The organism is Caldimonas manganoxidans ATCC BAA-369 (assembly GCF_000381125.1).
Lineage (GTDB): Bacteria > Pseudomonadota > Gammaproteobacteria > Burkholderiales > Burkholderiaceae_C > Caldimonas > Caldimonas manganoxidans.
The window spans coordinates 27,257-52,157 of record NZ_KB905941.1; the positions used below are offsets into that span (position 1 = coordinate 27,257).

General features: G+C 66.6%; 23 protein-coding genes. 4 read left to right on the plus strand and 19 right to left on the minus strand.

What is annotated here, in order from left to right; all coding sequences use genetic code 11:
- Positions 1-5 precede the first annotated feature (5 nt).
- The 3 genes from coxB to F615_RS0108885 all read right to left on the minus strand — a co-directional run bounded on the left by coxB (position 6) and on the right by F615_RS0108885 (position 2,803).
- Complete coding sequence (gene coxB, locus F615_RS0108875) at positions 6-1,178, minus strand: cytochrome c oxidase subunit II (protein WP_371326090.1); 1,173 nt, start codon at positions 1,176-1,178, stop codon at positions 6-8.
- A gap of 29 nt (positions 1,179-1,207) precedes the next feature.
- Entirely contained in the window at positions 1,208-1,672 is a 465-nt protein-coding gene (locus tag F615_RS0108880; protein ID WP_026330171.1) for a DUF2244 domain-containing protein, read from the minus strand.
- A gap of 219 nt (positions 1,673-1,891) precedes the next feature.
- On the minus strand, positions 1,892-2,803 hold the full coding sequence (locus F615_RS0108885) for a class I SAM-dependent methyltransferase (RefSeq protein WP_245558343.1): 912 nt from the start codon (positions 2,801-2,803) through the stop codon (positions 1,892-1,894).
- Between the two features lie 24 nt (positions 2,804-2,827).
- Here F615_RS0108885 and F615_RS0108890 point away from each other — a divergent pair, with 24 nt between their 5' ends.
- A complete protein-coding gene (locus F615_RS0108890) occupies positions 2,828-3,553 on the plus strand; it encodes a ComF family protein (protein WP_019560832.1) in 726 nt (241 codons plus the stop codon).
- A gap of 34 nt (positions 3,554-3,587) precedes the next feature.
- Positions 3,588-4,058, plus strand: coding sequence for a tRNA (cytidine(34)-2'-O)-methyltransferase (locus F615_RS0108895; protein WP_019560833.1), 471 nt, complete (start codon positions 3,588-3,590; stop codon positions 4,056-4,058).
- A 13-nt stretch (positions 4,059-4,071) separates the two neighbouring features.
- On the opposite strand, the gene F615_RS0108900 is transcribed toward F615_RS0108895, so the two are convergent.
- The 5 genes from F615_RS0108900 to F615_RS0108920 all read right to left on the minus strand — a co-directional run bounded on the left by F615_RS0108900 (position 4,072) and on the right by F615_RS0108920 (position 7,370).
- Positions 4,072-5,043 carry a Bug family tripartite tricarboxylate transporter substrate binding protein gene (locus F615_RS0108900; RefSeq protein WP_026330173.1) on the minus strand — a complete coding sequence of 324 codons (972 nt, stop codon included), beginning with the start codon at positions 5,041-5,043 and terminating at the stop codon, positions 4,072-4,074.
- Positions 5,044-5,093: 50 nt separating this feature from the next.
- Positions 5,094-6,086, minus strand: coding sequence for an NAD(P)H-dependent glycerol-3-phosphate dehydrogenase (locus F615_RS0108905; RefSeq protein WP_026330174.1), 993 nt, complete (start codon positions 6,084-6,086; stop codon positions 5,094-5,096).
- A gap of 21 nt (positions 6,087-6,107) precedes the next feature.
- On the minus strand, positions 6,108-6,578 hold the full coding sequence (gene secB / locus F615_RS0108910) for a protein-export chaperone SecB (RefSeq protein WP_019560836.1): 471 nt from the start codon (positions 6,576-6,578) through the stop codon (positions 6,108-6,110).
- A 101-nt stretch (positions 6,579-6,679) separates the two neighbouring features.
- Positions 6,680-6,949, minus strand: a complete 270-nt coding sequence (gene grxC, locus F615_RS0108915; RefSeq protein WP_019560837.1) for a glutaredoxin 3 — start codon at positions 6,947-6,949, stop codon at positions 6,680-6,682.
- A 10-nt stretch (positions 6,950-6,959) separates the two neighbouring features.
- Positions 6,960-7,370, minus strand: a complete 411-nt coding sequence (locus F615_RS0108920) for a rhodanese-like domain-containing protein (protein ID WP_019560838.1) — start codon at positions 7,368-7,370, stop codon at positions 6,960-6,962.
- Between the two features lie 135 nt (positions 7,371-7,505).
- On the opposite strand from F615_RS0108920, the gene gpmA reads away from it, so the two are divergent.
- The gene (gpmA, locus tag F615_RS0108925) at positions 7,506-8,249 is read left to right on the plus strand and encodes a 2,3-diphosphoglycerate-dependent phosphoglycerate mutase (RefSeq protein WP_019560839.1); all 744 of its coding nucleotides are present in this window, start codon (positions 7,506-7,508) and stop codon (positions 8,247-8,249) included.
- A 12-nt stretch (positions 8,250-8,261) separates the two neighbouring features.
- On the opposite strand, the gene F615_RS0108930 is transcribed toward gpmA, so the two are convergent.
- The 6 genes from F615_RS0108930 to F615_RS0108955 are packed head-to-tail and all read right to left on the minus strand — an operon-like array spanning position 8,262 to position 12,782.
- Complete coding sequence (locus F615_RS0108930) at positions 8,262-8,996, minus strand: lysophospholipid acyltransferase family protein (protein WP_019560840.1); 735 nt, start codon at positions 8,994-8,996, stop codon at positions 8,262-8,264.
- A gap of 2 nt (positions 8,997-8,998) precedes the next feature.
- Positions 8,999-10,318 (minus strand): dihydroorotase, encoded by a 1,320-nt coding sequence (locus tag F615_RS0108935; protein ID WP_019560841.1) that lies wholly within the window; start codon positions 10,316-10,318, stop codon positions 8,999-9,001.
- A complete protein-coding gene (locus tag F615_RS0108940; RefSeq protein WP_019560842.1) occupies positions 10,315-11,277 on the minus strand; it encodes an aspartate carbamoyltransferase catalytic subunit in 963 nt (320 codons plus the stop codon). The genes F615_RS0108935 and F615_RS0108940 overlap by 4 nt, the downstream gene beginning before the upstream one ends.
- 20 nt (positions 11,278-11,297) lie before the next feature.
- Complete coding sequence (gene pyrR / locus F615_RS0108945; protein ID WP_019560843.1) at positions 11,298-11,804, minus strand: bifunctional pyr operon transcriptional regulator/uracil phosphoribosyltransferase PyrR; 507 nt, start codon at positions 11,802-11,804, stop codon at positions 11,298-11,300.
- Entirely contained in the window at positions 11,801-12,208 is a 408-nt protein-coding gene (gene ruvX / locus F615_RS0108950) for a Holliday junction resolvase RuvX (protein ID WP_019560844.1), read from the minus strand. Before ruvX ends, pyrR begins: the two co-directional genes overlap by 4 nt.
- Positions 12,201-12,782, minus strand: a complete 582-nt coding sequence (locus tag F615_RS0108955) for a YqgE/AlgH family protein (RefSeq protein WP_019560845.1) — start codon at positions 12,780-12,782, stop codon at positions 12,201-12,203. The genes ruvX and F615_RS0108955 overlap by 8 nt, the downstream gene beginning before the upstream one ends.
- 36 nt (positions 12,783-12,818) lie before the next feature.
- Between F615_RS0108955 and F615_RS0108960 the strand changes: the two genes are divergently transcribed.
- Entirely contained in the window at positions 12,819-14,309 is a 1,491-nt protein-coding gene (locus F615_RS0108960) for a cryptochrome/photolyase family protein (RefSeq protein WP_019560846.1), read from the plus strand.
- Here F615_RS0108960 and F615_RS0108965 read toward each other — a convergent pair.
- The 5 genes from F615_RS0108965 to F615_RS0108985 form a co-directional block, all read right to left on the minus strand.
- Positions 14,306-15,367: a GGDEF domain-containing protein gene (locus tag F615_RS0108965; RefSeq protein ID WP_019560847.1), complete on the minus strand. Its 1,062-nt coding sequence runs from the start codon at positions 15,365-15,367 to the stop codon at positions 14,306-14,308. The genes F615_RS0108960 and F615_RS0108965 overlap by 4 nt on opposite strands.
- Before the next feature lie 22 nt (positions 15,368-15,389).
- The gene (locus tag F615_RS0108970) at positions 15,390-21,515 is read right to left on the minus strand and encodes a hybrid sensor histidine kinase/response regulator (RefSeq protein WP_019560848.1); all 6,126 of its coding nucleotides are present in this window, start codon (positions 21,513-21,515) and stop codon (positions 15,390-15,392) included.
- 17 nt (positions 21,516-21,532) lie between these two features.
- Positions 21,533-23,842: a methyl-accepting chemotaxis protein gene (locus F615_RS0108975; protein WP_019560849.1), complete on the minus strand. Its 2,310-nt coding sequence runs from the start codon at positions 23,840-23,842 to the stop codon at positions 21,533-21,535.
- A gap of 67 nt (positions 23,843-23,909) precedes the next feature.
- The gene (locus F615_RS0108980; protein ID WP_019560850.1) at positions 23,910-24,452 is read right to left on the minus strand and encodes a chemotaxis protein CheW; all 543 of its coding nucleotides are present in this window, start codon (positions 24,450-24,452) and stop codon (positions 23,910-23,912) included.
- Positions 24,453-24,518: 66 nt separating this feature from the next.
- Positions 24,519-24,884, minus strand: a complete 366-nt coding sequence (locus tag F615_RS0108985) for a response regulator (RefSeq protein WP_019560851.1) — start codon at positions 24,882-24,884, stop codon at positions 24,519-24,521.
- Positions 24,885-24,901: the final 17 nt, after the last annotated feature.

Genomic DNA, 24,901 nt, shown 5'->3' on the forward strand with positions numbered 1-24,901 from the left:
ACTGCTCAGCGGGCGGCGGTAATTTCAGCCGGCTGCACGATCTGCCCGGTTCGGTTGGTCCAGGCATTCTTGGTATAGGTGATCACCGCGGCAATTTCAGTGTCGCTCAACTGTTTCCAGGACGGCATCGCACCGTTGCCGGCACCATTGAGCAAGATGTGGATTTGCTTGCTCTTGTCGGAGTCGAGCACCACCGCAGAGCCCACCAGGGCCTTGATCGGACCGGCACCAGACCCATCGGCCTTGTGGCAGGCCGCGCAGTTGGCGGCATAGACCTTCTCGCCACGGGCGATGAGGTCGGCCAGCTCCCACACCTTGGTGGGATCATCGGCCTTGGCTTGCATGAGCTTGCGTTGCTCGTCGACCCACTTGCCGTATTCCTCTTCGGTGACGACTTTGACATGGATGGGCATGTAGGCGTGCTCCTTGCCGCACAGCTCGGCGCACTGCCCGTAATAGTCGCCGGTCTTTTCGGCACGGAACCAGGTGTCGCGCACGAAGCCGGGAATGGCGTCTTGCTTGACCCCGAAGGCCGGCACCATCCAGGCATGGATCACGTCGTTGGCCGTGGTGATGATGCGGATTTTCTTGTTGACAGGCACCACCAACGGGTTGTCGACCTTGAGCAGGTAGTCGTCACCGGCGGGCTGGCCAGCGTCGGACATCTGGCGATGGGTGACGTCCAGGGTGGAGAGGAAAGAGATGCCCGCGCCTTCTCCGTTGAGGTAGTCATACCCCCACTTCCACTGGTAACCGGTGGCTTTGACGGTGATGTCGGCGTTGGTGGTGTCTTTCATCGCCACCACCACCTTGGTGGCCGGCAGGGCCATGCCAATCACGATGAGGAAGGGCACGATGGTCCAGATCACTTCGACCGTGGTGCTCTCATGGAAGCTGGCGGCCTTGGCGCCGACCGATTTGCGGTGCTTCAGGATGGAGTAGAACATCACCGAAAAGACACCGACGAAGATCACCAGACAGATGATCAGCATCATCCAATGCAGGAAGTGCTGCTCCTCGGCGATGCGCGTGACGGGCGGATGCAGGTTGAGCTGATTGACGGCCGGGCCGCCGGGCAGGCTGTTGACGGACGCCAGCGCGGCGCCAGAGGCCGCCCAGGCCCCGAGACCGAGGCCCAGACGCCGCGCCTGCTGCCAAAGAGCTTTCATGATCTTCATCGTGGTCATCTCAGTTTCCAAACCCCAGCTCACCCCTGCCCGTGCGGACCGCGCAGGGCTGCGCGCAATTCGTCGGCCAGTTGGGCTCGCCGCTCCGCTCGCAAGTGCCGCCCCACCGCCACTTCCCGGCCCGCGCTGGCCAGCTCGACCAGCGCCTGCGAACCACCGCGCTGCCCCACACGGACACGACGCGCCTCGAAAGTGACTTGGGTCACGCGGCCTGCCACTTCTTGTCGGACATGCACCCGCCCGCGCTCGATGACGATGCTTTCACGATCGAGCGCATGGCGCGCATAGACCCACAAGGCAAGCCCCAGGCCGGCCATCTCGAGCCAGGCAAACGGCAACACCAGACGAGCCCCAAAGGCCCAAAACACCAGCGCGATGCCGAATGACACCACGCACAACCCCGCATAGATCCTCAGCAGTTGGCGCGGCGTGAGGCAGCAGTTGCGTTTGAGCAGCCATTGCGGCGGGTCTTCGGACAATGCCAAGGCAGCTCCCGCTGCGGGGGCACTGTCGCGAGGGATCTTTGCCGAAATGGCCACCGCCATGGGTGCTACTGCTCCACTCACCTGGTTCGGAAGCGCCCGCACACGAAGCCGATGGGGAAGCCACCCAACCAAACTATGAGAGTTTAACTTACCGCAAACAACCCTCACAATGCCGTTTGAGGCAGCTCAAGGCCGCCGCAGCTCCACTGGCTGCGGCGTTCACCGGCCCACAGGGCGGGATCGACGCACCATGGCGCGCATGTCGTCCAAAGACACACGGGCTTGCGGCGCCATCTTCACGCTGGGCGCCGGCTTGAACGCATGTCCATAGACGATCTCGAAGGTCAATGACCAGCGACCGTCATGGCTGCGGGGCAGCTCGGCCAGCCAGCGCTCGCGCCAGCGCGGCGTGCGCAAGCCGGCGAAACGCTGCGGATGGAGATTGCGCCCGAGGCTGCGCAGCTCGGCCAGCATGCGCTGGCCGTCGTCCCAGGTCAGCGTGAGCGTTTCCATGTCCATCACGGGATCGGCAAAGCCGACGTGGACCAGCATGTCTCCCAGGTCGTGCATGTCGATGAAGTCCACGCCAGCCGGCCCCCAATCCAGGCGCTGAAAGACGGCGCGCACTTCGCGCAAGGTGTCCGGCCCGAAACAGGAAAACATCACGAAGCCGTCGATGTCCAGGGCCTCATGCCAGCGTTGCATCACCTCGACCGGATCGGCAGCCCAGTGGAGCATCATGTTGGCCCACAGCAACTGGGCCGAGCACGGCGGCACGGCATCGTCGGCCAGCACGGCATCGCGCCGCGCCCACCAGCGCTGCCACCAGGCCAATGACTGGGCCCGTCTGTGCAGCACGGCCGGGGTCTCGACCGCCTGCAGGCGTGCCGTCGGGGCATGGCGCCGCAGCAGCTCGTGGCTGCCGCCTCGAGCGGCCCACCAGTCGAGGATGCGTGCCGGCCGGGTTTTCACGATGTCCAAGCGCGAGGCCATGCGCCGCCCCACTTCCTCGTGCAGCCATGGTGCCGTGGGCCCCCATCGTCGACACGAGGCGGCCCAAGCCACGGGGTCGAGGTCACGCAAGCGGGGCGAAGTCGGCGCGGCGGCCGTCGGTGCAATCGGATCCGGCATGGGCCGGCAGTATATTGAGGGCCCATGTTCACCCGCTGGGTTCATGCCGCCGAACGTCTCGGGCGCCACCTGCCCAGCCAGTGCGCCATCTGTCGCAGCTGGCAGGAGGCCCGCATCTGTGGCGACTGTCTGCAGCGGTTTGCGCCTGCGCGTTGGCGCTGCCAGAGCTGCGCATTGCCTGCGCCCGAGGGCCAAGCCCGGTGCGGACGCTGTGTGACGCACCCACCGGCCTTCGAGCGCGCCGTGGCAGCCTGGGACCATGTCTATCCTTGGCAGGAATTGGTCGAGCGATTCAAATTCCACGATGCGCTGGACTTGGCCGACGCCTTGGCGCAACAGCTGCATGCAGCCCTGCGGCGACAAGAGCCGCCGGTGCAGGTGGACTGCATCGTGCCGGTCCCGCTGGCGCCGGCTCGTCTGGCCGAACGGGGCTACAACCAGGCCTGGGAACTGGCGCGGCGCCTGGGCGTCCTGTTGGGCTGCCCGGCGCGCAGCGATTTGCTGCAGCGCCAGCGCGAAACGCCCAGCCAGGTGGGGCTCGATCTGAGCCAGCGGCTGCGCAACCTGCGGGGGGCGTTCGCTGTGCCGATCCCCCGGCGCGCGGCGCTGCAGGGTTTGCGCGTGGCCGTGGTGGACGACGTGATGACCACCGGCGCCACGATGTCGGCAGTGGCGCAGGCCTTGCGTGCGGCCGGCGCACGTTCGGTGCAGGCCTGGGTGTTGACACGCACGCCCAGCCCGCGCGACTGAGCAGCCGGCCCCCGGGTGCCGGACAATGCACGCCATGTTTCACATCGTTTTGGTCGAGCCCGAGATTCCACCGAACACGGGCAATGTGATCCGCCTGGCCGCCAATACCGGATGCACCTTGCATCTGGTGGAGCCTTTGGGTTTCTCGATGGAAGACCGCCTGATGCGTCGCGCCGGGCTGGACTACCATGAGTACGCCAGCGTGCAGCGGCATGCCTCCTGGGAGGCTTTGCTCCAGGTCGCCAAGCCGCCGCCGGACCGTCTGTTCGCCTTCACCACCCGAGCCAGCCGGCTGCTGTCAACCATGCAGTGGCGGGCCGGGGACTGGCTGGTCTTTGGCTGCGAAACCCGCGGGCTCGACGCCGCCTTGCTCGAACGCTTCGCGCCCTCGCAACGCGTGCGCCTGCCCATGCGGCCCGGCCAACGCAGCCTGAACCTCAGCAATGCGGTGGCCGTGGCGGTCTTCGATGCCTGGCGTCAGCTCGGCTACGCCGGCGGGGTGTGAACGGCGGGTCGCCTCACTCGGGCTGGACGCCCGCGGCGCGGATCACCCGGCTCCAGTTCTCGCGCTCACTGCGCATGAGGTGCGCCAGAGCCTGCGGCGCGGTCCCCACCGCGCTGAAGTACTGACCGAGTATCTTGGTGCGCACCTCATCGCTCTTGAGGATGCGCACCAGCTCCGCGGCCACCCGATCGATGATGGGCTTGGGCGTGCCCGCCGGTGCCAGCACGGCTTGCCAGGAGATGGCCTCGAAGCCGGGATAGCCTTGCTCGGCCACGGTGGGCAGCTCCGGCAAGGCGCTGCTGCGACCCAGCGTGGTCACGCCCAGCGCTTTGAGCTTGCCGGCGCGCACCTGACCCATCGCCAACCCAGGCACCATGAAGCCGGCCTGCACTTGGCCCGCCAGAATGGCATTGATCACGGCCGGGAAGCCTTGATAAGGCACGTGCACGAGGTCGATGCCGGCGCGCGTCTTGAACAGCTCCATGGCCAGATGGGAGGCGCTGCCATTGCCGACCGAGCCATAGTTGAGCTGACCAGGCCGCGAGCGGGCCAAGCGCACGAAATCGTCCAGGGTCTCCACGCCCAGGCGCGGATCGACGACGAGCACATTGGGGCTGGTGGCCACCAGGGTGACCGGCGCCAGGTCGCGGACGGGGTCATAGGGCAGGCTCTTATTCAACATCGGGGCCGTGACCAGCGGCCCTTGGATGGTCAAGAGCAAGGTGTAGCCATCTGGCGCCGCCTTGGCCGCCAGCCCGGTGCCGATGTTGCCGCCCGCGCCCGGGCGGTTGTCGATCACGATGTTCTGACCCAGGGCGGCCCCCAGGGGTTCGCTGATCAGGCGAGCGATGAGGTCCGGCGAGGTGCCGGCAGGAAATGGCACGATCATGCGGATGGGACGTGCGGGCCAGTCTGCGGCGCGCGCGCTGAACGTGCCGGCAAGCGCGGCGGCAGCCGCCGCCTTCAAGAGCTGTCGTCTACGCATCGGTGTTTCCTGCTAGATCCTGCTAAAAATCGGCCGGCCCTCTGACAGGCTCAGGCCGGGGGTTTGAATTCTTCGGTGACGGCACGCGACATCAGCAGACGCACGGCCTGCGATGCCGTCAGCCGGGCATCGAGCAACTCGACCACGGCAGCCGAGATGGGCATGTCCACGCCGGCACGGCGGGCACGTTGGACCACCGTGCGCGCGCTATAGACCCCTTCGGCCACATGACCGAGTTCACGCAGGATGTCGGACAAGGCCTGCCCGCGGGCCAGGCGCAGGCCCACCTGACGATTGCGTGACAAATCGCCGGTGGCGGTGAGCACCAGATCGCCCAGGCCGGACAGTCCCATGAAGGTCTCGGCCCGCGCCCCCAGCGCCAGGCCCAGGCGCGTCATCTCGGCCAAGCCACGGGTGATGAGGGCCGCACGGGCATTGTGTCCCAGGCCCAAGCCGTCGCACACACCGGTGGCGATGGCCAGCACGTTCTTGACCGCGCCGCCAACTTCCACGCCCACCGGATCGGACGAGGGATAAATGCGCAAAGCCTCGCCATGGAAGGCTTCGATGGCCGCCTCTCGCAAGGCTTCGTCGGTGCTGGCGGCCACCAGCGCGGTGGGCTGAGCACGCGCCACTTCTTGCGCAAAGCTCGGGCCCGACAGGACACCCACGCTGACCTCGGGGCAGACCTCGCGCGCCACCTCGTGGCCCAACAAGCCGGTGCCCGCCTCGAAGCCTTTGCACAGCCACCAGGCCCGGGCCGTGCGTGGCAGCCGGGCCAGCGTCTCGCGCAAAGCCGCCATCGGCGTGGCAATCACCAGCAGCCCGCCTTCGGCATGCGCCAAAGCGGCCTCGAAATCCGCCGTGAGTTGCAAGCCCGGCGGAAAAGGCGCCTCGGGCAGATAGCGTGGGTTGCAGCGCTGCACCGACATCGCCTGGACCTGGGCCGCATCGCGCGCCCACAGCATCGTGGGGTGCCGTTCAGCCGCACGGATGGCCAGTGCCGTGCCCCAGGCACCGGCGCCGAGGATGCTCAGACTCAGGGCCATGGCGCACCCCGACGATCAGGCGCTGGTGATGATGGGCGAGCCGCCGCCGTTGGTCTGTGTTTGGGCCTGCTGGGCTTCGTACATGGCCTGGAAGTTCACCTCGGCCAGGTGCACCGGCGGAAAGCCGGCCCGGGTGATCGCATCGGCCACGACCGCACGCAAGTAGGGATAGACGATTTGCGGGCAGGCAATCCCGATGATCGGATTGAGCTGCTCTTGCGGAATGTTGCGGATTTCGAAGATGCCGGCTTCCTTGGCCTCGACCAGGAACAGGGTCTTGTCCTTGATCTTGGTGTGCACGGTGGCGGTGACGGCCACTTCGAAGATGCCTTCGACCACGGGGTTGGCATCGACGCCCAGGTTGATCTCGACCTGGGGTTGTTCCTGCTCCAGCAAGATCTGCGGCGAGTTGGGCTGCTCGAGCGAGAGGTCTTTCAGGTAGACGCGCTGGATTTGGAACACGGGGGTCTGGTCTTGCTCGGCCATGATGGGGTTCGTCCTCGGAAAGTGAAAAACCCGCAACCGACGGATGGTGTGCGGGCTGCAGACCGTCGATTATGGCCGAGGCCGCAGACGAATCGATCACCTCAAGCGGAGGTCTGCCCCCGCAGCAGGGGCTCCAGCCCGCCACGCTGGTCCAGGGCGTACAGATCATCGCAGCCACCGACGTGCACGTCGCCGATGAAGATCTGCGGCACCGTGCGCCGGCCGGTGCGCTCCATCATGCGCAGGCGTTCTTCGGGATGCAGATCCACACGGATTTCATGCAGTTCACGCACGCCGCGCTGCTGCAGCAATTGCTTGGCGCGAATGCAGTAAGGGCACACCTGAGTGGTGTACATCGTCACGATCGGCACGGACTGTTCCTCAGCTGGACTTTTCGACCGGCAGGTTGGCCTCACGCCAACCGGCCATGCCACCGGCCAACACATGGGTGTTCTGATAGCCGACTTTGCGAAGCGTAGCCGCAGCGCGCACAGCACGTGCACCGGTGGGGCATACCACGATCAGGGGCAGGGCCTTGTTCGAAGGCAGTTGCGTGCTCGATTCGAGCTGTCCGAAGGGAATGTGCTTGGCATCCTTGATGTGCCCTTGGGCGAACTCGGCCGGTTCGGACACGTCGATGACCACACCCTTCTCTCGGTTGATCAAGAGCACGGCCTGGCTGGGGCTGACCGTGCTGCCGGCCACACCGCGCGTGACCAGCGGCCACACGAGCATGCCCCCCGAGACGAAAGCCGCCAAGATGAGGATCCAGTTGTTGATGAAGAAGTCCACGGAAACGTCCGCCCTCGGTGACTAGGGGCGCGGCAAGCCGCGCCGGGTTGCAACGGGGGCGGATTATAGAATTTGCGGTTTTCCGGCCGCACCCACGGCCCGTTTCATCATCGTCTTGCCAAGGAGATTGCCCGCATGTACAAGCTCGTGCTCATCCGCCATGGCGAGTCCACCTGGAACCTGGAGAACCGCTTCACAGGCTGGACCGACGTGGAGCTCACGCCCACCGGCGTGGAGCAGGCCAAACAAGCGGGGCGACTCCTGAAGGAAGCCGGCTTCGATTTCGACGTGGCCCACACCTCGGTGCTCAAGCGAGCGATCTGGACGCTGTGGCATGTGCTGGACCAAATGGACCGCACCTGGCTGCCGGTGATGAAGTCTTGGCGCCTGAACGAGCGGCACTACGGTGCGTTGCAAGGGCTGAACAAGGCCGAGATGGCTCGCCAGTACGGCGACGAGCAGGTGCTGATCTGGCGCCGCAGCTACGACACGCCACCGCCGGCGCTGGACCCCGATGATCCGCGCGGCCAGCGCCACGACATCCGCTATGCGCGGCTGCGCCCACAGGACATTCCGCTGACCGAATGTCTCAAAGACACGGTGGCTCGTGTGCTGCCGTACTGGAACGAGACGCTCGCCCCCTCGATTCGCGCCGGCCGGCGTTTGGTGATTGCCGCTCATGGCAACAGCATCCGCGCGCTGGTGAAGTACCTGGACGGCATCTCTGACACCGACATCGTCGGTGTGAACATCCCCAACGGCATCCCCCTGGTCTATGAGCTCGATGCCGATCTGAAGCCGATCCGCCACTACTATCTGGGCGATGCCGAAGCCGCCGCCCAGGCCGCAGCAGCCGTGGCCAACCAGGGCAAAGGCTGAAGTCGCAGCGGCTCAAGCCGCCAAGGCTTGCTCGATCGCCTGGCGCGCCCGTTGCGCCAAGGCCCGCCGCTCGGCGTGGTGCGTGCCCAGCGGCTCGAGCAGATGGACCGTCACCTGCAGGCCGTCGGCACGGGCCACCCACCACAGCGACTGCACGATGGTGGTGTCGCCCACATAGGCCACCGCGCAGCTGATCGCCTCACGGCGGTCGCTGTAGCGCAGCGCAATGGGTTGCACCGGCACGCCAGTGGCGATGGCCGCCTGCAACAAATTGGCATGGAACGGCAGCAGTTGATGGCCCGTGCCCGTGGTGCCTTCCGGGAAGACGGCCACGGTATCGCCATGGTGCAAAGCCTGGGCGACTTGATGCACCACACGCAGGGCATCACGGCGCTTTTCGCGTTCCAGATAGAGGGTGCCGGCGGCCGTGACGAGCCGATGCAGCACGGGCCAATGGCGCACCTCGGCCTTCGAGACGAATCGCGCTGGCGCCGTGGCATTGATGGCCACGATGTCCAGCCAGGAGATGTGGTTGGCCACGAAGAGCTTGGCCCCTGGCCGGGGCGTCCCGCGCACGACCAGCGTGATGCCCAGATGCCGCAACAAGGCACGCGACCACCACTGCACGCGCTGCCGCCGTGCGGCCGCATCGAGCCGGCCGAACGTCCAATGAACGATGAGCAAGCCATGCAACACATGCACGGCCACCCGCAGCAGCCTTCCAAGGGCACGCAGCGAACGCAGCATGCTCAAGCGGTAGTCTGGGCGTGTCGTTCGGCCGCCTCGTAGGCCAGCTGTCCGCCCACCAGGGTGTAGCGCACCCGTCCGGGCAATTCGTAGCCATTGAAGGGCGTGTGCCGGCCTTGGCTGCGCAGCACCTCAGGACGCACCTGCCAGCGCGCCAGCGGATCGAAGATGCACACATCGGCCACGCCGCCCTCGACCAGGCGGCCGGTGCTGGAAGCCAGCGACCCCAGCGCCTCGCCCAGCACCCGCACCGGCTCGCTGGTGAGCACGGCCAGCGCCCGCATCAGCCCCGCACCACTATCCTCTGCCCATTGGAGCGCCAAGCCCAACAGCAACTCCAAGCCCGTGGCGCCGGGCTCGGCCTCGCCAAAGGGCAAGGTCTTCTGGTCGTCATCGACCGGGGTGTGGTCGCTCACCAGGGCGTCGATGGTACCGTCGGCCAGGCCCTGGCGGATGGCATCGCGGTCGCGCTGCTGGCGCAACGGGGGGGTCAGACGCATGTCGGCATTGAAGTAGCCGATGTCCACATCGGTGAGGTGCAGGTGATTGATGCTGACATCGCAAGTGATCGGCAGCCCCTCGTCTTTGGCGGCGCGCACCAAGGCAAGGCCCGCGGCGCTGCTCAGACGGCACAGGTGCACACGCGCACCCGTGGCCCGCACGAGCTCGAAGATGGTGTGCAAGGCGATGGTTTCGGCAACCACCGGCACGCCGGACAGGCCCAGCCGGGTGGCCACGGGCCCGCTGGCGGCCACGCCGCGGCCCAGGTAGGCGTCTTGCGGACGCAGCCACACGCTGTAGCCAAACGTGGCGGCGTACTGCAGAGCGCGCAGCAACACCTGGGTGTCGGCCAAGGCCACTTCGGCCTGGGAGAAGCCCACGCAGCCGGCCTCGGTGAGTTCCGCCATCTCGGTCAGCGTGGTGCCGGCCAATTGGCGCGTCAGTGCCCCCAGCGGATACACCCGGGCCTGGTTGAGGTTGCGGGCACGAAACTTGAGCATTTCCACCAAGCCGGGCTCGTCCAGCGGGGGGTCGGTGTCGGGTGGACAGACGAGGCTGGTGATGCCCCCGGCCACCGCCGCGGCCATTTCACTTTCGAGCATGCCTTCGTGTTCATGCCCGGGCTCGCGCAACCGTGCTGCCAGATCGACCAACCCCGGGGCGACCACCAGGCCCTGCGCGTCGATGGTGCGGTTGGGATGGAAGTCCGCACTGACGGCGCCCAACGCGACGATGCGACCCGCCGCGATGGCCAGGTCTCCCACGCGGTCGGTCTGGCTGGCCGGATCGAGCAGGCGGCCGTTCTTGATCAGAATCTTCATGCTTCGTTTCCGGCAATGATGGACATCACGGCCATACGCACGGCAATGCCGAAGGTGACTTGCGGCAAGATCACGCTTTGCGCCCCATCGGCCACGGCCGAGTCGATCTCGACCCCACGGTTGATGGGCCCAGGATGCATCACGATGGCATCGGGCGCCGCCCAGGCCAGCTTTTCAGGGGTCAGCCCGAAGTTTTTGAAGAACTCACCGGCACTGGGCAACATCGCGCCGCTCATGCGCTCGTTTTGCAGGCGCAGCATGATGATCACGTCGGCGCCTTTGAGGCCTTCCCTGAGGTCATGGCACACACGCACGCCCATCTCGCGCAAGTCACTGGGCACCAGGGTCTTGGGGCCGACGGCGCGAATCTCTGGCACTCCCAGGGTGGACAGCGCATGAATGTCCGAGCGCGCCACCCGTGAGTGCACGATGTCGCCCACGATGGCCACCGTCAGCTGGGTGAAATCGCGCTTGTAGTGCCGGATGGTGTACATGTCCAGCAGCCCCTGCGTGGGATGGGCATGGCGCCCGTCGCCGGCATTGACCACATGCACATGCGGTGCGCAGTGCTGAGCAATGAGATAGGGCGCGCCCGACTCGCTGTGACGCACGACGAACATGTCCGCATGCATCGCGCTGAGGTTGGCGATGGTATCGAGCAGGCTTTCGCCCTTGGCGGTGGACGAGCGGGCAATGTCGAGGTTGAGCACGTCGGCCGACAGGCGTTTGGCCGCGATTTCGAAGGTGGTGCGCGTGCGCGTGCTGTTCTCGAAAAAGAGGTTGAACACACTCTTGCCGCGCAGCAGCGGCACCTTCTTGACCTCGCGCTCGTTCACACTGAGGAAGGTGCCCGCGGTATCCAAGATGTGGTGGATCACGTCGCGCGGCAGCCCCTCGATGGACAGCAGGTGAATCAGCTCGCCGTTTTTGTTGAGCTGCGGGTTGCGTTTGTAGAGCATGGGCGGCGTCGTTGCTGGGCTCAGAGCTGGGCGGTCTGGAGGTCGAAACTGAAATGGCCGGCCGCGTCGCGGGCCAGGCGCAGGCGCTGAGTGGCCGGCAGCCTCACGCGAGCGGCGGAAAACGCCGGCTGGATGGGCAGTTCGCGTCCCCCCCGATCGACCAACACGGCCAAGGTCACGCTGGCCGGGCGGCCGAAGTCGAAGAGTTCGTTGAGCACGGCCCGGGTGGTGCGCCCGGTGTAGAGCACGTCATCGATCAACACGATGTGACGATCCTTGACCTCGAAGGGCAGCCGAGTGTGATCGGCCGCGCCGGACAAGCCACGCGAGCCGAAGTCGTCACGGTGCAAGGCGCTGGAAATCACGCCGTGCTCCCCGGGCAGGCCCAGGTCGCGCTGCAGGCGTTCGGCCAGCCAAGCCCCGCCCGACCACACGCCCACCAGCACGGCGTCGGAGCGCAGCAGGGACCGCACTCCCTGGCGCAATTCGAGATACAAGGCCTCGGCATCGAGGTGCAGCATGGTCATGGAGGGGTCTCCCGAGTGGCCTCGCGCAGATACTGCTCGAGGATGAGGCAGGCGGCCGCCGCATCGGCGTCACGCGCGCCGGCCGCCAGCGCCTCGGTGGTGGTGTAGCGCTCGTCGACCTCGTGCACCGGCAGACCGAAGCGGCCATGGAGCTGGCGCGCGAAGCGCCGCGCGCGACGGGTGTTCTCGTGTTCGGCCCCATCGGGGTGGAAGGGCACGCCCACCACCAGCGCCTCGGGCTGCCATTGTCGAATCAAGCGACCCAGGGCCTCGAAACGGGCCTCGCCCTGGGCCGTCACGGTGCCCAAGGGCTGAGCCAGACCCAGCAAGGTGTTGCCGCTGGCCACCCCGACGCGCTTCGTGCCGAAATCGAAGGCCAGGAACTGCCGAGCCCGCTCAGGCATGACCGGCCTCGCCGGTGAGCATGCCAGGGTCGATGCCCAGCAGAGACAGCGCGCGCTCGTAGCGGTGATGGACTGGGGTGTCGAAGATGATGGACGGCTCGGCCCGCACGGTGAGCCAGCCGTTGCGGGCGATTTCGTCTTCGAGCTGACCGGCGCCCCAGCCGCTGTAGCCCAGCGTGACGAGCACCTTTTTCGGACCTGCGCCGTGAGAAAGCGCTTCGAGCACGTCTTTGCTGGTGGTCATCTCCAAGCCGCCTGGAATCCGCAGCGAGGAGTTGTAGTGGCCGCCTTCGTCGCTCAGGGGTTCGTGCAAGACGAAGCCGCGCTCGGTCTGCACCGGACCGCCGAAATAGACCGGCTCGTCGACCAGATCCGGCCGATCGAGTGTGAGATCGACCTTCTCGAACAGGCTTTTGAGTTTGATGTCGATGGGCTTGTTGATCACCAAGCCGAGCGCCCCCTTGTCGGTATGCTCGCACAGGTAGACCACCGCACCGGCAAAGGTGTCGTCGGCCATGCCGGGCATGGCGATCAGGAACTGGTTGGTCAGGTCGATACGGTGGTCTGCAGCCATGGTCGGAATTCTATTCCTCTGCCAACATCGCACCCCATGGAAAAGTCCCTTGACACCGCACTCGTGTGGTTCCGCCGGGACCTGCGCTCGCAGGACCATGCCGCCTTGTACCATGCGCTGCGCTCGGCGCGGCAGGTGTGGTGTGCGTTCGTCTTCGACACGGACATCCTCGACCCCCTGCCCCGGACCGATCGCCGGGTCGAGTTCATTCGCGACAGCCTGGTCGATCTGGACGCTCAGCTGCGCGACTTGGCCCGCAGCCACGGCCGCGAAGACGGAGGGTTGATCGTGCGGCACGGACGCGCCAGCGAGGAAATCGTCGCACTGGCGCGCCAGCTCCAGGTCCAAGCGGTCTATGCCAACCACGACTACGAGCCTGCGGCACGCGAACGCGATGCCCGTGTGCGAGGCGCCCTGGCCGAGGCGGGAATCGCTTGGCATTCGAGCAAGGATCAGGTGGTGTTCGAGGCCGACGAACTGCTGACGGCTGCCGGCACGCCTTACGGCGTGTTCACGCCCTACAAAACCGCGTGGCTGAAGAAGCTCAGACCCGAGGACCTGTACGCCTATCCGGTGGCCCGTCATGCCGATGCGCTGGCCCCGCGCCCCGAAGCCCTGCGCACCGGCGTGCCGGAGCTGGCCGCGCTGGGCTTTGCCAGCAGCGGCTTACACGACTTGCCCATTCCCACCGGCAGCTGCGGTGCGCGCCGGCTGCTGGAGGATTTCCTGGGGCGCATCGACCATTACCACGAGAACCGGGATTTCCCAGCCATCAAAGGCCCCAGCTATCTCTCGGTGCATCTGCGCTTTGGCACGGTGTCGATTCGGGAGCTCGTCCGCCTGGCTTGGCAGCGTGCGCAGGCCGGCTCCCGGGGCGCCGAAGTCTGGCTGAGCGAGCTGATTTGGCGCGATTTCTATCATCAAATCCTGTACCACCATCCGCATGTGGTGAACCGTGCCTTCCACCCGGAATACGACCGCATCCGTTGGGAACAAGGCAAAGCCGCCCAGGCCTTGTTTCGCGCCTGGTGCGAGGGGCGAACCGGCTACCCGCTGGTGGACGCGGCCATGGCCCAGCTCAACCAGACCGGCTACATGCACAACCGCCTGCGCATGGTGACGGCCAGCTTCCTGGTCAAGGATCTGGGCATCGACTGGCGCTGGGGCGAACGCTACTTCGCCGAGAAGCTCAACGACTTCGACCTGGCGGCCAACAACGGCGGCTGGCAGTGGGCAGCCTCCACCGGCTGCGATGCGCAGCCGTGGTTTCGCATCTTCAATCCGGTGACCCAAAGCGAGAAGTTCGACGCAGCCGGCCGTTTCATTCGCCGCTACCTGCCGCAATTGGCACGACTGCCCGACGCGCTGGTGCATGCGCCGTGGAAGGCACGGCCCGTGGACCTGGCTGCCGCCGGCATCACGCTGGGCACCACCTACCCGGCACCGCTGGTCCAGCATGAACAGGCGCGCCAGCGCACGCTGGCTCGCTATGCCGTGGTGAAGGAAGTGGGACGCTCCAAGCCTTAGAACAGCTCGATGTCTCCGACCTTGCCACTGGGCGCAAGCACGCCACTGCGCACCAAGGCCTCGTGGTTGCAGACTTGGTTGCGGCCGTGTTGCTTGGCGTGATAGACGGCGCGGTCGGCCCGCTCGAACGCAGCGCTGGGCGCATCGCCGGGCTGGACTTCGGTGAAGCCGATGCTGACCGTCACCCGCCCCACTTGAGGGAAGGTGTAGGCCTCCATGTTGGCGCGCAGGCGCTCGAAGGCATGGGCCGCATCGGTCTCCTGGGGACAGCGCAGCAGCACGACGAATTCTTCGCCACCGAAACGGTAGAGCCGGTCGTGGAAGCGAAAGGTGTTGCGCAGGATGCGGGCCACCAACAGCAGCACCTCGTCACCGATGAGGTGGCCGAAGCGATCGTTCACATGCTTGAAGTGATCGATGTCCACGACCCCCAGCCAGTGCTTGGTCGGGCCCAGCCCGCCGTGGCGGCGATCGCCATCGGAGGCGGCCACCGCAGCGCCGCCTTGGTGGGCCGTCTTGAGGAAGGCCTCATCGAAGGTCTTGCGGTTGAGCAGGCCGGTCAGGGTGTCGCGCTCGCTGTAGTCGAGCAGACCATGGAAGTTGCGATAAATGCGCAGAATGCTGCCGACCATGCGCTTCATGGCGGCCGTCAAGCGTTGCGCCGTGCGCACTTCGATCACCCCCAAGCCTTCCCCGTCGGCCACCAGCGGGAAGATCGTCACTGCCATCGGCGGGTTCTGCTGAGGGTCTGGGCCGAGTTCCACGAGGGCCTGTCGGCGCAGGCTGGCCTCGTGCTGCGGCAGAGTGTCGCGCGGTGGCAGGGTCTCGAAAGCCACCCAGGGCGGATCGGACACTGCCGTCGGCTGCCCGGCATCGATCCGAGCACGCAAGAGCCAGCGTTGATCGACCTCATCCCCGACCAGCTTGTACACCGCCACGCTCAGTGGCGCCAGCAGGTCCATCAAGGCATGGGCCAGGGTCACGTCCAGCAAATCGCGGTCCCGGTAGCCCGTGAGGGCCGCCAGGTGGTCGATGGCCGACGGGACGGTGCGAGGCATGTGCGGCACCCTCCGTCCAGAGTCAGTGCACCGGCTCGGCGCTGGCCGCTTGAGCGACATATCGGCCGATCAATGCCAGCAGCTCCTCCTCGCTGTAGGGCTTGCCCAGGTAGTGATTGACCCCGAGCTCGGCGGCGTAGTCGCGGTGCTTCTGCGCGATGCGAGAGGTGATCATGATGACCGGCAAATCGGCCAGACGCGCATCGGCCCGCAGGTTGCGCACCAGGTCGAAGCCGTCCATGCGGGGCATCTCGATGTCGCTGAGCACCACCGCGGGACGCTCCTCGGCCAGCCGCTCCAGCGCCTCCAGGCCATCTTTGGCCAACGCCACGCGGTAGCCCTCGCGGGCCAGCAAGCGCTGAGTCACGCGGCGCACCGTGAGCGAGTCGTCCACCACCAGCACCAGCGGCGTGGTCGGCTCGCCAGCCGCAGCCCGTTGGCGTTCGACCGCGTCGGCCTGGCGCTGCGCCTCGGCCCCAGGCTGCATCGCCGCCGCGGTGAGGGCCCGGGCCTCCTCGCCGTACACCGTGGCCAGGGCCACGGGGTTGTAGATGAGCGCCACCGCCCCCGAGGCCAGCAGCGTCATGCCGGCCAGACCCGGCAGTCGCGACAGCTGGGGCCCCAGGTTCTTCACCACCACTTCCTGCGTGCCCAGCACCTCATCCACATGCAGGGCCACGCGCTGCTGGGCGCTGCGCACCACCACGATGGGCTGCGTGCGCCCCCCTTCCTGACCGCGACCGCTGGCTTGCAGCAAGGCACCCAGCCAGAAGAAGGGCAGCATCTGCTCACCCAGCAGATAGACCGAGGTCTCGTACGCCCGCTGAACCTCCTCGGGGGTGGCGCGCCGCACGATCTCGATGAGGTTGGCCGGCACACCCACCGTCACGGTGCCACAACGCAGCATCACGATCTGCGTGACCGCCGTGGTCAGCGGCAGCACCAGCTTGAAGCTCGTGCCTTGTCCGGGTGCCGTGGCGGTTTCGATACGGCCCCCCATGGCATGGACATCCGAGCGCACCACATCCATGCCCACGCCGCGGCCGGCCAGTTCGGTGACCGTCTCGGCCGTGGAGAAGCCCGGCGTGAAGATCAGGTTGGCCAGATCGGCATCGCTGGGGTCTTCATCCGGCCCGATCAGGCCCATGGCCCGGCCTCGCTCGCGGATGCGCGCCAGGTTCAGGCCGGCCCCATCGTCACGGAACTCGATGGCCACTTCGTTGCCTTCCTGGTGCAAAGCCACGACGATGGTTCCGACCGGGTCTTTGCCCGCCGCCACCCGATCTTGCGGAAGCTCGATGCCATGCGTGACGCAATTGCGCAACAAGTGTTCGAAAGACGCGGTCATGCGGTCGAGCACGCCGCGGTCGACTTCGATCGAGCCGCCCACGATGTCCAAGCGCACCTGCTTGCCGGTTTCTTTGGCCGCCAGCCGCACGACACGGTACAGACGTTCGGACAAGCCTTCGAATTCGACCATGCGGGTGCGCAGCAGGTCGTCTTGCAATTCACGTGTCAGACGGGCCTGGGCCGCCAGCTCATCCTCGGTGGTCTCCAGCGCACGCTGCAGCGCCCGCTGCACCGTGGCCACGTCGTTCACCGACTCGGCCATCATGCGAGTGATTTCCTGGAAGCGGGTGAAGCGGTCGAACTCCAGCGGGTCGAAAGCCAAGCCTTCGGCCTTGGCCTGCTCCATGCGCGAGGCCATCTGCGTTTCGGCTTGCAATTCGATGTCGCGCAGCTGCTGGCGCAGGCGCTCCAGGTTGTCGGTCAAGTCGTTCAGCGAGCCCTTGATCTGGCGCACCTCGGACTCCAGCCGGGCGCGCGTGATGCTCACCTCGCCGGCCTGGTTGACCAAGCGGTCGAGCAACTGGGCGCGCACCCGCACGGCCGCTTGGCCAGTGTGCACCGCGGCACGTGCCGTGGCCGTCTGGACGGCCCCTGCCCCAGAGGCCGTCTGCACGAACCGCGACCAGTCGATCTCCGGCTCGACATCGGACGCAGCAGCGTGCGCCGCCCCCCCTTCCGGCGCAGGGGCAGGACCGCGATCCGTCGCCGCCACGCTTTCGGCCGGCCGCTCCTCGATCGGCAGGTCCACGTGTTCCATCAAAGGCGAGGGCGAGGACGGGGCCTCCAGCACCGCCGCGTCCTCGGGGCTGGCCTGAATCGCCGCCGTGGCGTCGGCATAGGCCTGGGCATCTTGGCGACGCAGCGCTTCGAACACCGCCATGATCACGTCGGCGCGGGCCTGGAGCGGCTCCACCTCCTCGGCGGTCACATCCCCACGGGCCAGCAGGCGTTCGATCGAGGTCTCGAGGCGGTGGGCGAGTTCGCCCAAACGCATCGCCCCGGCCAGACGAGCGCCACCTTTGAAGGTGTGCAAGGTGCGCATGCAAGCCTGGCCCGCCTGGACATTGCCAGGCTGCTGCAGCCATTCGCGCAACTGGCTGGCCAGCTGAGGCAACAGTTCCTGGGCCTCTTCTTCGAAAATGGGGAACAGGTCGGCATCGACCGCATCGATGGCATCGATGTCGTCGTCGATGTCCAGCCCCTGGCCAGGCAGTCCGGTGACATGCTTGGCCTGGGTCTGGGCCCAGTTCGGCAAAGACGACAAGTCCCGCAGCTCGGCGCGCCCCAAGTCGGGCAGCGCATCCCACCGAGACGGCGGCTCGGCCGACGAGCTCGGCGCGGCCAATTCCCCGTCCGCCGGCCCGACAGCCTCACCGACCGATTCGGCTTCAGCCCGGGCAGTGGCTTGGTCACGCGGGAGCAAATCGCCCGGCGTGGAATCCTGGAGCACGCCCGGCGTGGAGTCCTGGAGCTCGCCCCCCGCCTGCATCGACTCCAGCGCATGGGCCAACTGCTGCTCATGCTCGTCCAAACGCGCCAGCAACTCCGGCGAGGGCTCCTTCAGGAAACCCGCGGCGAACTGATGCAGCAAGCGACGGATCTCGTCGGCCACATCGACGAACAGCCGGGCCTGTTCGGCATCGCCACGTCCGATGGCTTGCACGCGCATCAGCGCATGTTCCAAACGGCGCGCCAATTGCGACAGATCGGTAAAGCCCACGGTGGCCGAGGAACCCGCCAGCGAATGCGCGTGGGCGATGGCAGCCTCGCCGACCGGGCGGTCCAGCTCCAAGGCCCACTCGGCCAGTTCGGTACTCAGCCGGCGCGACAGCTCGTCGGCCTCGGTCAAATAGATGTTGAACAGCGGAATGCCGATACGCAAGGGCCCGACGATCTTGACCTGGTCGCTCACCGGTTCGGAACTCGGTTGCGCCGGGTGGGACGCTGGCTCGGCGCCTTCGGTCGGTGCCACGCTCTGCAAGGGCCCCGGCTGGGCGGACTGCGGCGCAGCGGCTGCAGGCTCGGAGGCTTCGATGAGCCCCAAATCCAGGTCCAGGCTGCCGAAGTCAAGACTCACCTCGGGCAAGGGTTCGCGCACCGGCTCGTCCTCGACCGCCAGCGGCAGCTCGGCAGCGGCCGGCTCGGAAGGCGCCACGGGCGCTGCGGCATCCTCGAACGCGGACAGGTCCAAGTGCAAGGCCGGCACGTCCACCGGCACGGCTTGCGGCGCCACCGGTTCGGCCGCGGGCAACTCCGCCGGCATCGATACCGCCGTCGGTCCACCCGGCGCATGCACGGGCAGACGCCGCCCCTCCAGACGCATCGCGTCGGCTGCCGCACGGACCGGGGCGCTGTGATGCGTGGGCTCCACCCGCGCAGCGACTTCACCGACCCAGGCGGCCAGATAATCGAGCACCTCGCCCGTGAAGGCCAACAAGTCCTCGGTGGCAGGCTTCTGATCGGCCAGCCAGGTGTTGTACAGCTGCTCGCAGGCCCAGGCCGCTTCGCCGAAGTCGTGCAGGCCCACCATGCGCGAGCTGCCCTTGAGCGTGTGGAACGAGCGACGCACCGTGGTCAGCTGCTCGATGTCGTCGGGCGCGCGGGTCAACAGGTCCAAGGCCGCCCCGGCCGTGGCCATGACCTCCTGGGCCTCCTCGAGGAAGACGGCTCGCATCTCGTCGTCGTCTTCCAGGCCCGAGCGCCCGTCAGGCGCCGGGGCGCTCGCCGCAGCAACGGGCTCGGCCGCCAGGGTCGCCGCATCGGAGGCGGTGGACACGAAATCGGTGACCGCCTGCACGATTTGCTCGCGCACCGTCTGCAGATCGGCCTGGCCGCGAGCGGCCTGCTCGACGGCGGCATGGGCCTGATTCAACGGCTCGACCAGGGACGGCTGGTCCGCCACCATGGCTTGGTCGGACAAGCGCTGCAGCTCGGCCGACAGGGCTTCGAGCGAGAGATCTTCACGCTCGACCTGGGCGGCCAAGGCCTGGGCCTGTTCGATCAGCCGGGGCTCCACCAGCGTCACTGCCGGCGCCGGCGGCTCGGTCGAGCGACCCATCACCGGGCGCAGCTCCCCCCGCTCGGCATCGAAGGTGAACAGCGACTTGGCCAGCTGTGGCTGGTAGCTGAGCATGTCGATCAGGAAGCCCAGCGCCCCAAGATTGCCGGCCAGTCGCTCGAAGGTGGCCACTGCCGACGGTGATTGCGGATCGACCTCGGTGGCCAACAACTCGTCGACCACGTCGCGCATGCGCAGCACGGCCTGCGAGGCTTGATCCATGCCCAGCACCGAAAGCACGCCACGCATGGCGGCCAGTTGGTCCGGCACCGGCGCCAGCACGGAGCGATCGGACGGATGGCGGAAGTACTGATCGATCTGCTTTTCGGCCTCGGCCAAAGAAGCGCGCAGCTCCTGAACCACGCTGCCCATGGTCTGGCGATCCGACACCCGGCGGTACAGATCCTCCATCCAGGGCTCCAGCGGCTGCGCGGGCTGCCCCTGACGTACCGACTCGATGCGTTCGGCCAAGCGATGGCTGCGCTCTGCAAGCCGTGGGTCATCGAAGTCCGCATCCTCGAGCGAGGCCTCCAGATACAGCACACTGGTGGCCACCTCCATGGCCAGTGCGGCCGCAGGCGCCGCGGCCGACTCCACCGTCTGCGCCGCCGCGCGCATCAGCGCTTCGGCCAAAGACTCACCGGCGGGGTAAATCTTGCGCAGGGAATCTCCCACGAGGCTGAACTGCTCGTTCAAGCCGGTCAGGCGATGCATCTCCCCACCGGCCACGGCCGACCAGGCATCCTTGGCGGCGGCCACACGCTTGCGCGCCTGCACCAACAACGCCGGATCGAAGCGGCCGAGGTGCGACACCTCGTAGTCCACCGGCTCATGGTCTTCCAGACCATAGGCGCGACGCACGGCCTGCACACGCGGGGCCGCCCCCTCCTGAGGACGGCACTGGGCACAGAAGAACAGCAGATCCTGCGCCAAGCGCTCGGAGACGGCCGACTCGCCGCGCTCGATCATGCCGAACTGCGCCAGAATGCGCGAAGCCACACGCTTGCTGTAGACGTCCAGCGGCAACAGGCCCTGAGCCAGGGCTTCGAAGAAGGCCGCCGCCAGCCGCCAGAACGTGGCCGCGTGCATCGTCGGCGCACTGTGCCCGAGGCCGGCGCACAAATCACTCATGCGTTGGGCCGTACGGGCCGTGGACCGTCCCCGCATCAACGTCAGCAGCAACGCCTCGAGTTCGCCTCGCGTGGTCGCATCGGGACTGCGCGGGCCAACCCCGGCGACATCGGCCACTTCGGTCCAATGCCAGTCGACGCTCCACAGGTCGGCCGGATGGATGCGATCGGCCCCGGCCAGCTCCTGCACCGCGCGGTACTGGGGGAACAACGACACGCTGGACACCTTGCGGCCCGCCAGCACGCGCGAGAGGTAGTCCAACAAGCCGAACGAAGCTTTCTCGAGGGTCTCGACCGCTGCGGCGTCGAGCTTTTGGGGCTTCTGGATGTAGCGCTGGATGGCCGCCTCGCTGGCCCGCAGCACATTGGCTGCAGCCGGCATCCCCACGAGTTCGAGCGCACCGACGCCCTGGTGGATCTGCTGGCGCGCGGTTCTCAGGACCGACGGATCGACCGCGTCGACGTCCGAGCCGGCAGCGCTGTGGGCCTCTTTGAGGAAACGGCGCAAGGCCTTGTGTGCATGGTCGAGCGACTTGCGCAACTCCTCCTGAACCCAGGCCAGGGCGCTGAGGTCGTCGCCGGTCCGACTGTCTCGGTTGCTGCTGTCCATCCAGTGCCCCACCCTGCTCAGCTGATCTTGAAGCGCGCCACCGACTGCTTCAGTTCTTCGGCGGTCTTGGACAGCTCACGCACCAGTTGCGCCGTCGAGCGTGTGCCCTCACCGGTTTGCTCGGTCACCGCGAAGATGTGCTGAATGTTGCCGGCCACGATGTTGGCCGATTCGGCTTCACGGGAGGCCTGGGCCGAAATCTCCTCGATCAGCTCGGCCAGCTGGCGCGACACGCGGTCGATCTCACCGAGCGCCGTGCCGGCGTGGTCCGACAGTTTGGCCCCTTCCACCACGCCCTGCGTGGAGCGCTCCATGGCCGCCACGGCATCGGCCGTGTCGGTCTGAATGGTTTTGACCAGCGCGGCGATCTGCTTGGTCGCATCGGCGGAACGCTCGGCCAGCCGCTGCACTTCCTCGGCCACCACCGAGAAGCCGCGCCCGGCTTCACCGGCCGAAGCCGCCTGGATGGCGGCGTTGAGCGCCAACACGTTGGTCTGTTCGGTAATGTCGGAAATCAGCTCGGTGATCTCACCGATCTCTTGCGAGGACTCGCCCAGCCGCTTGATCCGTTTGGAGGTTTCCTGGATCTGTTCACGAATGGCATTCATACCGCCGATGGCGTTTTGCACGGCCCGCAAGCCTTGCTCGGCAGCCAACAGCGACTGACGAGCCACTTGGGCCGATTGCTGGGCTCGTGCCGACACTTCGTTGATTCGGCTGGCCATCTGGAGCACCGACTCACCCGTGTCACGAATCTCACGCAGCTGCTCGGTCGAGGCTGCCAGCAGTTCGGTGGACGTGGCCTCGACCTGTTGCGTGGTCTCGGTCACCCGCGTCACCGTACCCTGCACCTGAGCCACGAGGGTGCGCAGTTCCTCCACCGTGTAGTTCACCGAGTCGGCAATGGCACCGGTGATGTCCTCGGTCACCGTGGCTTGTTGCGTCAGGTCGCCTTCGGCTACCGTCTGCAACTCGTTCATCAGCCTCAGAATGGCCGCCTGGTTGGCATCATTGATGCGCTTGGCTTCTTGCTCCTGCCGCTCGGCCTCCAAGCGCTGCTGCTCGGCCAGCAGCGCACGCGCACGTTCGGCTTGGAAGTACACATAGAGCAGCCCGAGAATGCCGACCAAGGCCAAGACGATGGAGGTCAACAACACGATCAGGTTGACGGTGCCGAAGCCGGTCTTTTCGGACAGCAGCGTCTGCACTTCTTGCAAGCCCTTACGCAAGGCCTCGGAGTCGTCGATGATCACCACCTGGGCTTCGCGGGCCGACACCAGCCCCTGGAGGTTGCCCAAGATGGCGCCGGCCTGAGTGCGGGTTTGCTCGTACAGCGCCTGCAAGGCCTGCAGGCGTTCCCTGGTCTGCTCGTCGCGCGTGGGTGGCAAGCGCAGTTCGGCGCTGCCCTCCAGCAAGCCTTGCGCGATTTCACGGAAAGAGTTCAAGTCCTTGCCGAGCAAGAACACGGCCTCGGGCGAGACGCCTTCCATCGTCAGGAACTCGTTGGCCGACTTTCCGATACGCTGCGTCAGCATCACCAGCTGCCCTGCGGCGGAGATTTCGGCCGGCGAGGCATTTTGCTGCAGCTTCAGCGAGGAGATGGTCTCGGCAATCTCCAGCAGGTCGGCCGACTGGCGGTTGATGGTGCGCAAGGCTTGCCCCACCTGCGTCAAGATCTCCTGCTGCGACAACACGATGCCGGCATTCTTCTCGGCGCGGTCGACCAGCGGCATGATGGGCTCGAGGGCCGGCTGCACATCCGGGGCCACCGGCACGAGATCCGCTCCACCGTTGCGCAGACCACGCACGCCAGCGGCCAGCACCGAGGCACTTTCGCGCACCTCGGCAAAGGCCTGCGGGTTGCCCACCAGGGCCTGAGACACTGACTTGGCCAATCGCTGCGACTGCATCAGCGCCTCACCGGTGGTGCGCACCTGCGCTGCCACGTTGTTGGCATTGTTCTGCGAAATGCCCACCACCGCCAGCAGGCCGACCACACCCAGCACGGTCAGCGCACCCAGGATCCGCTGCTGCTGGGCCACCGGCAAGTGGCCGATCAAGGGCAGCCGGGAACGGGACTCCACGGCCTCGCCGGCTTGCATGCGTGTTTGCGCAAACTCGCCAGGCAATTCCGAGGGCGCCACCTCGGAGATGATGGAGGAGTCCTTGTCGGTGGAGGACGCCCCGTTGGGCCGCGTCTCCAGGCTGATCGTCGCATCCGCCCCCGGCAAAGGCAGCTCGTCCGAGGCCCCGTCGTACGGCTTGCCCAGTGAGTCCTCGCCCGGCCCCTTCTTGCCTTTGCCGGTGATCTTGCTGATGAAACTCATATCCCCTCTAGCTTTCTGCTCGAACGTCACTCATAGCAGGCCGGTCGTCGCCGCGCGAGGCGCCCCGTCAGCCCACGATCCTCAGGAATGCCTCGTCACGCGCCAGCGCGGCCAGGTGCAACTCCTGCCATACGCGCCCCTGGGCGTCGCGCAGGCGTTGACCCACGAAGCCGGGCCGCGGCGCACGCTCATCGACCCCGTCGTCGGCCGGCTGGAGCTGCTCGCGGCTGCGCAGACCGGCCAGCCGCTCCACCAGCAAGGCGCAATTGACATCCAACGACGGATTGAGCGCGATCAATCGGGCCTGTTCACGCAAGCCGTCGGCGCTTGCCATGTTGGCGGCCCGCAAACCCAAAAAGGCCGCCAAGTCGACCACGCCATGCAGGCCGCCACGCAGATTGGCCACGCCCAGGAACCAGGGCGATGTATGCGGCACGCTCACGCAGGATGAAAACGGGAAGATCTCGCCGGCTTCTTGCAGCGGCAGCAGGAACCGCCGTCCTGCAGACTCCACCGCCAACCAGTTGGCCGTGCGCGCCTCGGTGCGAGCGGCCTGCAAACGCTCGGCCAACCGGGTTTGCAGCTCACGCAGCGCTTCTTTGTTCGCCATGGTGTATGTCTGTGCTTGCTCGGGTGCGGTCTGACACCTGCGTGCCGCCGTGCCCGCGACGTCTCATCAGTCGAAGGCGCGGATCTTGTTGATCAGTTCCTCGGCGTCCACGGGCTTGACCACATAGTCGCGCGCGCCTTGGCGCATGCCCCAGACTTTGTCGGTTTCTTGGTTCTTGCTCGTGCACATGATCACCGGCACGTCCGCATAGTTGGGGTCGCGCGTGATCGAACGCGTGAGCTGAAAGCCGTTCTGGCCGGGCATGACCACATCCATCAGGATCAGGTCGGGCTTGTCCTCGGCCAGACGCCGCCAAGCCTCCTCTCCGTTTTCGGCCGTACGCACGCTGTAGCCGCGCTTGGTCAGCAGTTCGGACAGATGATGCAGTTCGGTCTTCGAGTCGTCGACCAACAGGATCTTTTTGACTGGCATGGCGTTTTACCTCACTC

Excerpts from the sequence above, each read along its gene's own strand:
- coxB (WP_371326090.1), bottom strand. The coding sequence starts at position 1,178 with ATGAAGATCATGAAAGCTCTTTGGCAGCAGGCGCGGCGTCTGGGCCTC.
- F615_RS0108885 (WP_245558343.1), bottom strand. The coding sequence starts at position 2,803 with ATGCCGGATCCGATTGCACCGACGGCCGCCGCGCCGACTTCGCCCCGC.
- F615_RS0108890 (WP_019560832.1), top strand. The coding sequence starts at position 2,828 with ATGTTCACCCGCTGGGTTCATGCCGCCGAACGTCTCGGGCGCCACCTG.
- F615_RS0108895 (WP_019560833.1), top strand. The coding sequence starts at position 3,588 with ATGTTTCACATCGTTTTGGTCGAGCCCGAGATTCCACCGAACACGGGC.
- F615_RS0108900 (WP_026330173.1), bottom strand. The coding sequence starts at position 5,043 with ATGCGTAGACGACAGCTCTTGAAGGCGGCGGCTGCCGCCGCGCTTGCC.
- secB (WP_019560836.1), bottom strand. The coding sequence starts at position 6,578 with ATGGCCGAGCAAGACCAGACCCCCGTGTTCCAAATCCAGCGCGTCTAC.
- gpmA (WP_019560839.1), top strand. The coding sequence starts at position 7,506 with ATGTACAAGCTCGTGCTCATCCGCCATGGCGAGTCCACCTGGAACCTG.
- F615_RS0108930 (WP_019560840.1), bottom strand. The coding sequence starts at position 8,996 with ATGCTGCGTTCGCTGCGTGCCCTTGGAAGGCTGCTGCGGGTGGCCGTG.
- F615_RS0108935 (WP_019560841.1), bottom strand. The coding sequence starts at position 10,318 with ATGAAGATTCTGATCAAGAACGGCCGCCTGCTCGATCCGGCCAGCCAG.
- F615_RS0108940 (WP_019560842.1), bottom strand. The coding sequence starts at position 11,277 with ATGCTCTACAAACGCAACCCGCAGCTCAACAAAAACGGCGAGCTGATT.
- pyrR (WP_019560843.1), bottom strand. The coding sequence starts at position 11,804 with ATGACCATGCTGCACCTCGATGCCGAGGCCTTGTATCTCGAATTGCGC.
- ruvX (WP_019560844.1), bottom strand. The coding sequence starts at position 12,208 with ATGCCTGAGCGGGCTCGGCAGTTCCTGGCCTTCGATTTCGGCACGAAG.
- F615_RS0108955 (WP_019560845.1), bottom strand. The coding sequence starts at position 12,782 with ATGGCTGCAGACCACCGTATCGACCTGACCAACCAGTTCCTGATCGCC.
- F615_RS0108960 (WP_019560846.1), top strand. The coding sequence starts at position 12,819 with ATGGAAAAGTCCCTTGACACCGCACTCGTGTGGTTCCGCCGGGACCTG.
- F615_RS0108965 (WP_019560847.1), bottom strand. The coding sequence starts at position 15,367 with ATGCCTCGCACCGTCCCGTCGGCCATCGACCACCTGGCGGCCCTCACG.
- F615_RS0108970 (WP_019560848.1), bottom strand. The coding sequence starts at position 21,515 with ATGGACAGCAGCAACCGAGACAGTCGGACCGGCGACGACCTCAGCGCC.
- F615_RS0108975 (WP_019560849.1), bottom strand. The coding sequence starts at position 23,842 with ATGAGTTTCATCAGCAAGATCACCGGCAAAGGCAAGAAGGGGCCGGGC.
- F615_RS0108980 (WP_019560850.1), bottom strand. The coding sequence starts at position 24,452 with ATGGCGAACAAAGAAGCGCTGCGTGAGCTGCAAACCCGGTTGGCCGAG.
- F615_RS0108985 (WP_019560851.1), bottom strand. The coding sequence starts at position 24,884 with ATGCCAGTCAAAAAGATCCTGTTGGTCGACGACTCGAAGACCGAACTG.